Origin of the sequence: Ligilactobacillus equi DSM 15833 = JCM 10991, from assembly GCF_000615765.1 — a bacterium.
In the GTDB taxonomy this organism is placed as follows: domain Bacteria; phylum Bacillota; class Bacilli; order Lactobacillales; family Lactobacillaceae; genus Ligilactobacillus; species Ligilactobacillus equi.
Genome location: NZ_BAMI01000083.1, coordinates 1 through 5682, shown reverse-complemented (window position 1 = coordinate 5682; position 5682 = coordinate 1). Strand labels below are relative to the sequence as shown.

Sequence of the window (5682 nt, the reverse complement as noted above, 5' to 3'; positions counted from 1 at the left end):
AATGTTCACCGATATGGAAAGTATGGCACAGTACATTAGCGAAAAGTTTAGTTAATGGTATGTGTTACGTTTATTAATAATAACTTAATTTAGAAACGACCCTGTTTGTATAAATTTGCAACAGGGTTGTTTGATTAGTATGGAAAATATGGTAGTGACTGGAATGAGGCAAGTCATAAATGCGTAAACACCCTATAACACCCCCGTATTAACTATCGGGCAATCTCTCTGTATACTGGAAGAAAATCAGTACTACGGAGGGATTTTTTAATGGAAAAGATAACAGAAATTGTATCAGTCAACTTTAAGTCACCGGAGGTGGATTAAGCAAAAGCTCTGTTTTCCGGTAAGGGACGTCCGCAGCGAAAACCAAAGTACAGTAGAAAAAAGATAATAGCAGATATCCAAACAACATCCTTCAAAATATCAGTCTTTGATGAAACGAAGGAAGAACTATTACAAGATATTATAAAAATGGTGATGAAATATGCTGATTAACTACAATTATCCAAAACATGTGTATATCGTTTGTGGGAATACTGACTTACGTAAAGGGATTAATAGTCTTGCACTTTTAATCACAGATTACTATGAAATGGATGTCTATGACGATTCGCTCTTCTTATTCTGTGGACGCAGAAATGATCGCTTTAAAGGACTTTATTGGGACGGCGAAGATTTTACTATGCTTTACAAACGATTTGAAAATGGGCGACTTCAGTGGCCTAGAAATCGTGAAGAGGTTTCTGAGATAACTTAGCAACAAATTGAGTGGCTTCTTCAGGGCTTAAATCCATTACCTGAAAAACGAATCAAGCCAGCTAAAAAGGGAACTTTTTACAAGCACTCTGATACACGTGGTTCTTCTAATATAGCGGTGCGATAATATGTGATGGATGGACTGGATATAGCTCTAACGTCTATCCAGAAATCGTTTTCGGGGCGTGTTTGGTTCATATTCGTAGAAAATTTGTTGAGATAGCCAAAGCTCTGAGAGGAAAAACGCATTCTGTAGCCCGAGAAGCGATAGCCCTACTCGGGAAAGTATTTCATGCGGAGAAGCAGTTGGAATATAAAACAGCAGAAGAAAAAGTAGTAGATAGAAATAAAATTGTGAAGCCACTACTGGATGACTTCTATGAATTCATTTCTCAAGTTAATACTTCAAATGGTCGATTGAAGAATGCGATTAAGTATTCTTTTAATCAAAGAAGTAGACTTGAAGGAATTTTTAGAATAGGAGGCATGCCATTATCAAACAACGAAGTTGAACAATGCATCCGCCCAACTACGTTGGGGTGCAAGAATAGTTTATTTTCTAAATCTTATGAGGGTGCCCAAGCTAACGCAGTATATTATACTTTGGTTTAAACCGCAAAGTTAAACAATTTGGATGCTTATAAATACTTGAAATATATCTTCGAACAGCTGGAATTGCGAAAAAATTCTAACGTTGACGCTTATTTGCCATGGTCTGATGAAATTCAGGCAAAATGTTAAGCTCACTTGCCGGTCGACGACGATATGTAGCTTGAAAAAATTATAGAAAATAAAGAAGCGATGGTGAAGTCCTAATTAGTGGATTTCTTCTATCGCTTCTTTTTACATCCTGTTATGTTGTGCTTACATTACGCCGTGCTTACCTATTAACCTATTCCTGAAGAAACTTAACAATATATTTATATACCGCTGGATTATCTATAATCGCAATCGAAAGTTTCTTCCTTGCTCTAGTCATATTAACATATAGTTCATTGTCAATATAATAATATTCGCTATATTTCGGTGATTTAACCAAGTGAGGCATTCTACCTTTTGTAAGCTCAAATCTATCGTCAATATAAGTTACAACATTGTCAAATTCATCACCGATAACACTATGCGTTTCCTTGTATAAATCTGATACAAATTCAAACTTACTTCTACTAGATTTACGTAGCTTATCACCCGCGGGTACCAAAAAGTTAAAACCGTCCTTCTCACTAAGTCTACGGATCCAAGAAATTGCACCTACTGCTGAAGAAAAATACTTAACGTCTACTGCATTCCTTATCTCTGCTTTTGACACATTTTTTGGAATATCATTTGCTTTCATGATATAGCGAATAAAATATAAAATCTTATCATTTGTTCGAATATTTTTATCTAATTCATAAAGACTGGCTAGTCCCTTATTTTTACACCCCATTAAATAATTATATAGACCTTTCCCTTTGTCTTTATCCGATAGTACCTGTCCCTTATCGAACAAGAAGAGGATCTTCTTACCTAGAGTATTACGTTCTCCCCAGTCTAATAAATAATTCATATTACACTGGTATAACTTTTGTGCCTCATCAATAATAACAAAGTCATACTCGTCTAAGTTTATACTTTTTAATTCCTTAATACCTTTAACTTGCAAATTTGTAAATTTTTCTTTTAATTCTTTATGTGTATCTCTTTTATTTCCTGAAAAAAGATACAATACAGCTTTACCGTTATTCACTAACCTTCTTGCAATATCCAATCCTAATAACGTTTTACCGGTTCCTGCTTTACCGTATATGCCCATCAGTGAATTTTTACTTTTCATAACATTCTCTACAGTGTTTAGTTGATTAGTATTTAGCCAGTAATCACCATTTAGGAACTTTGTTATATTTTGTAGCGGTGATATTATGTAATCACTTGACTCTAGCTCTAAAACAATATTCTTGCCAAGAGCATTTCCTACGTTTAGCTCATCATATAACTTCTTCATATCCATCGGAAGAATACTTTCAGAGCTTTCGTCATAGTTATAAAGAATCTTTTTTTCAGCGTCAAACGAACAAGATATTAATTTTAGGTCTTTATACTTACTTTGAGAAATTTTTAAAAATTTTGTTTGAGTTCTAAATTTCTTAATTAAACTTTCCTTTTTTGGTGATTTATGCTTCAAGTCAAGATTAAAAATACATCTGTCTGTGATGCAAAGAGCATCAAAATCCGGAAGTATCTTTAAATCAACTCCAAAATACCATCCACAAATATCAACACTATTAACTTCTTCAGAATCATAACAATTCAATAATAGTTTTGAAAATTTATAAAAATCATCAATTTCATGTTTCTTTTCTATATTCATGCCGTTTATAGTATACATCTCTTCAACTGTATCAGATTCATACGCTGCAATAAATTCATTTAAAGTTATATAATTCATATGAACTCTCCTTCGTCTTGTTTATACAAATATCGATTTGTTTCTTGCAATCTGCTTTTTACTAACATCTGGAAACATGATTACTCCTATGCCATAAGTACTTATTAATTCCGTTGAGAACATCACGAGACGCTCCATTAAAAAAACACCTTCAACATTAATTTGTGCAACTAAATCTGGCTTAGTTTTAGTTCGTTGTGGTTCATCATCTAAGAGCTCAAACGCAACAACATCACTTAACTTCATGAAAAGTGCCTCCTATATCAATTGATGTCTTAATTATACCAAGTGACATCAATTGAATAGGAGGCTATCTTATGTGACGCTTACCGACGAGTGAGCTCTACATTTTGTTTGAGCTTTATCAGACAATGGTAAATAAGCCTCACTTATCTTCCTTTTAGGGATTTTTATTTCAGAAGTACTTAAAATACTTGGCAAATTTCTTTGGCTAACTGTTTAGTACGTTTTAGAATTAATTCTTCTGTCCAATGTTTGTGACAAGCAATCTTCTTGTTTTCTTCTAAAAGACTATTATTAAAATAATTACATTTTTCAACAAATTCTTTATTTTTAGCACTACGGTTAGTACCATTATCCCATAGAGTAAGATTTCCTAATTTAAACGTAAGTTCGTTACGCATTTCTTCGTCAGGAAAGTCTTTTAACCATTGACTTCCGTGAGCTGGGTTTTGTGGTAAAATATGTTCTAAATCGTTAGAATTGTCTTTTATTGTGACTTCAGTACCTTTAAGTTTTCGTTTATAAACTTCACTTAAAATAAAGGCGATTTTACGATTTTGACTAGTTGGAATTTTCTTATCAAGAATGGCAGACACTAAGCTACTATCTTTAATTTTAAGTTTATCAATTTGACTACAGATTTCATCAAATGATTTTTGTTCATTATAAAATTCAAAGGCCATTTGAGAAAATGGTTTTTCAACGGTATTTCCCTTATCTTCTCTAAAATATATATTACGTACTACGAGAGAAAGGATTTTACGGAGCAAGAAGTTAATCTTACCGATTTCAATATTTTTCATCATCATTGCAAGAATTAGCGGACGGTGTTGTTTGATGTTAAACATCGATAATCGATTGATAAGTTGCGAATATTCATTTTTATCGTTTACGGATGCGTTCGCATATTGTGAAGGATCGCAAATACACATAAATGAAGCTGAAGCCAATTTAATATTGTCCATTAGTGCCGTCATGTCACCAGTTTTGCTGTTATCTATATTATAATAAAGGTGTTCCAAAACATTTTCACCACTAGTTTTAGTGTCGTAAACTAACTGATTTTTTTGATACTTGCCATAAACTAACGTAGTGAAAGCTATGAGAAAGTTCTTACGGTTTTTTTCTTGTACGTTGCTATCTATATCGTTCCAAGTATCTCGGACATTATTTTCACCCAAAACTCTAACGAAATCATTTTTTAACACATAATATTTTTCTAAGTTACGACCTGTATTATTAAGAGTTTCGAACATACTTTGTGCGATTTCCTCACTCTCAGCAATGAGTCGAATAAGATATGTATGATCCAAAATACTATTAATAATTTCTTTGAGTGAAACTTCTTTTGTTATTTCAAGATATTCATCAAAAAGTTCAGAAATGATAACGTAATTATCAGCTAATTTTTTTTGGTTCCCTATTAATTTTTTGTCATTCAATACAGATGCATTGTCGTTTGAATTAAAACTCAAGCCAGTAATTTTATAAAAAAAGTCACAATCTGCCGTAGAATCAAAAAGGAGTTTTCGTTTCTTTTGCTGCTGTGAGGTTGACATACGATCAATCTGCTCTACATATCGATCACGATACTGGTCAGCTGCAGATGGATCGTCAATAGCAATTCTTTGGAGAACATTTGCAATAATTAACATGCTAGTGATAGTACGCTGTTGGCCGTCAAAAATTTCTAATGTATCTCTATCTTCGTTTTTTGAGAAAGTAAAAAAATTTAGAATATGATTATTATCTGGATCTTGAGAAACAGCAATTAAGTCATTAAAAAGTCGAGTAACTTCTTTTCTAGACCACTCATATTGCCTTTGTGAGAATGGAATGGTGTAAATTCCATTTTCTAAGTTTAAATATTGTCTTAAACTTAGCGTTTCTGATGATAGTAAATCATTGTAGATCATTGCTGCAAGTCTCCTTTAAATATTAGGTTAGTATTATTGGATCATATTTTTAGTATTTTGTAAAGATCAATATTTATTTATCTTGTGCGTGGTGCTAGTTAAGTATCATTGACATAATCAGTGATACTAGGGCATTTCTGTTTTTTATTAAGCAAAAGGTACGATTCAATTAGGCGGTGAAAAAGAGGAATTATTTGAACCTGTCAAAAGTGGGGATATTAGACGTGCCTTACGTCTTAGTGGTAAGGTAAATAGAGGTGAGAAATAGATGGCATCTAGAAAAGCAGTACTTTTAATTGTCGAAGGGGAAAATGATGAAGATTTGCTAGATTTATA

Annotated in this window: 5 protein-coding genes and 1 pseudogene; 3 read left to right on the top strand and 3 right to left on the bottom strand. The window is 32.8% G+C overall.

Annotation, left to right across the window (positions count from 1 at the left end; genetic code table 11):
* Positions 1 to 487 precede the first annotated feature (487 nt).
* From tnpB to JCM10991_RS16510, 3 genes and pseudogenes are all read left to right on the top strand, one after another.
* Positions 488 to 760, top strand: a complete 273-nt coding sequence (gene tnpB, locus JCM10991_RS13930; RefSeq protein ID WP_081782009.1) for an IS66 family insertion sequence element accessory protein TnpB — start codon at positions 488 to 490, stop codon at positions 758 to 760.
* A 122-nt stretch (positions 761 to 882) separates the two neighbouring features.
* On the top strand, positions 883 to 1371 hold the full coding sequence (locus JCM10991_RS13925) for an IS66 family transposase (protein WP_081782008.1): 489 nt from the start codon (positions 883 to 885) through the stop codon (positions 1369 to 1371).
* Positions 1372 to 1383: 12 nt separating this feature from the next.
* Positions 1384 to 1500: pseudogene (locus JCM10991_RS16510) on the top strand (hypothetical protein); the annotation flags it as partial.
* A 151-nt stretch (positions 1501 to 1651) separates the two neighbouring features.
* On the opposite strand, the gene JCM10991_RS11070 reads toward JCM10991_RS16510, so the two are convergent.
* The 3 genes from JCM10991_RS11070 to JCM10991_RS11060 all read right to left on the bottom strand — a co-directional run bounded on the left by JCM10991_RS11070 (position 1652) and on the right by JCM10991_RS11060 (position 5346).
* On the bottom strand, positions 1652 to 3187 hold the full coding sequence (locus tag JCM10991_RS11070; protein ID WP_025021517.1) for a DNA/RNA helicase domain-containing protein: 1536 nt from the start codon (positions 3185 to 3187) through the stop codon (positions 1652 to 1654).
* A gap of 21 nt (positions 3188 to 3208) precedes the next feature.
* Positions 3209 to 3433 (bottom strand): hypothetical protein, encoded by a 225-nt coding sequence (locus tag JCM10991_RS11065; protein WP_025021516.1) that lies wholly within the window; start codon positions 3431 to 3433, stop codon positions 3209 to 3211.
* A gap of 179 nt (positions 3434 to 3612) precedes the next feature.
* Positions 3613 to 5346, bottom strand: coding sequence for a DUF262 domain-containing HNH endonuclease family protein (locus tag JCM10991_RS11060; RefSeq protein ID WP_025021515.1), 1734 nt, complete (start codon positions 5344 to 5346; stop codon positions 3613 to 3615).
* Positions 5347 to 5682: the final 336 nt, after the last annotated feature.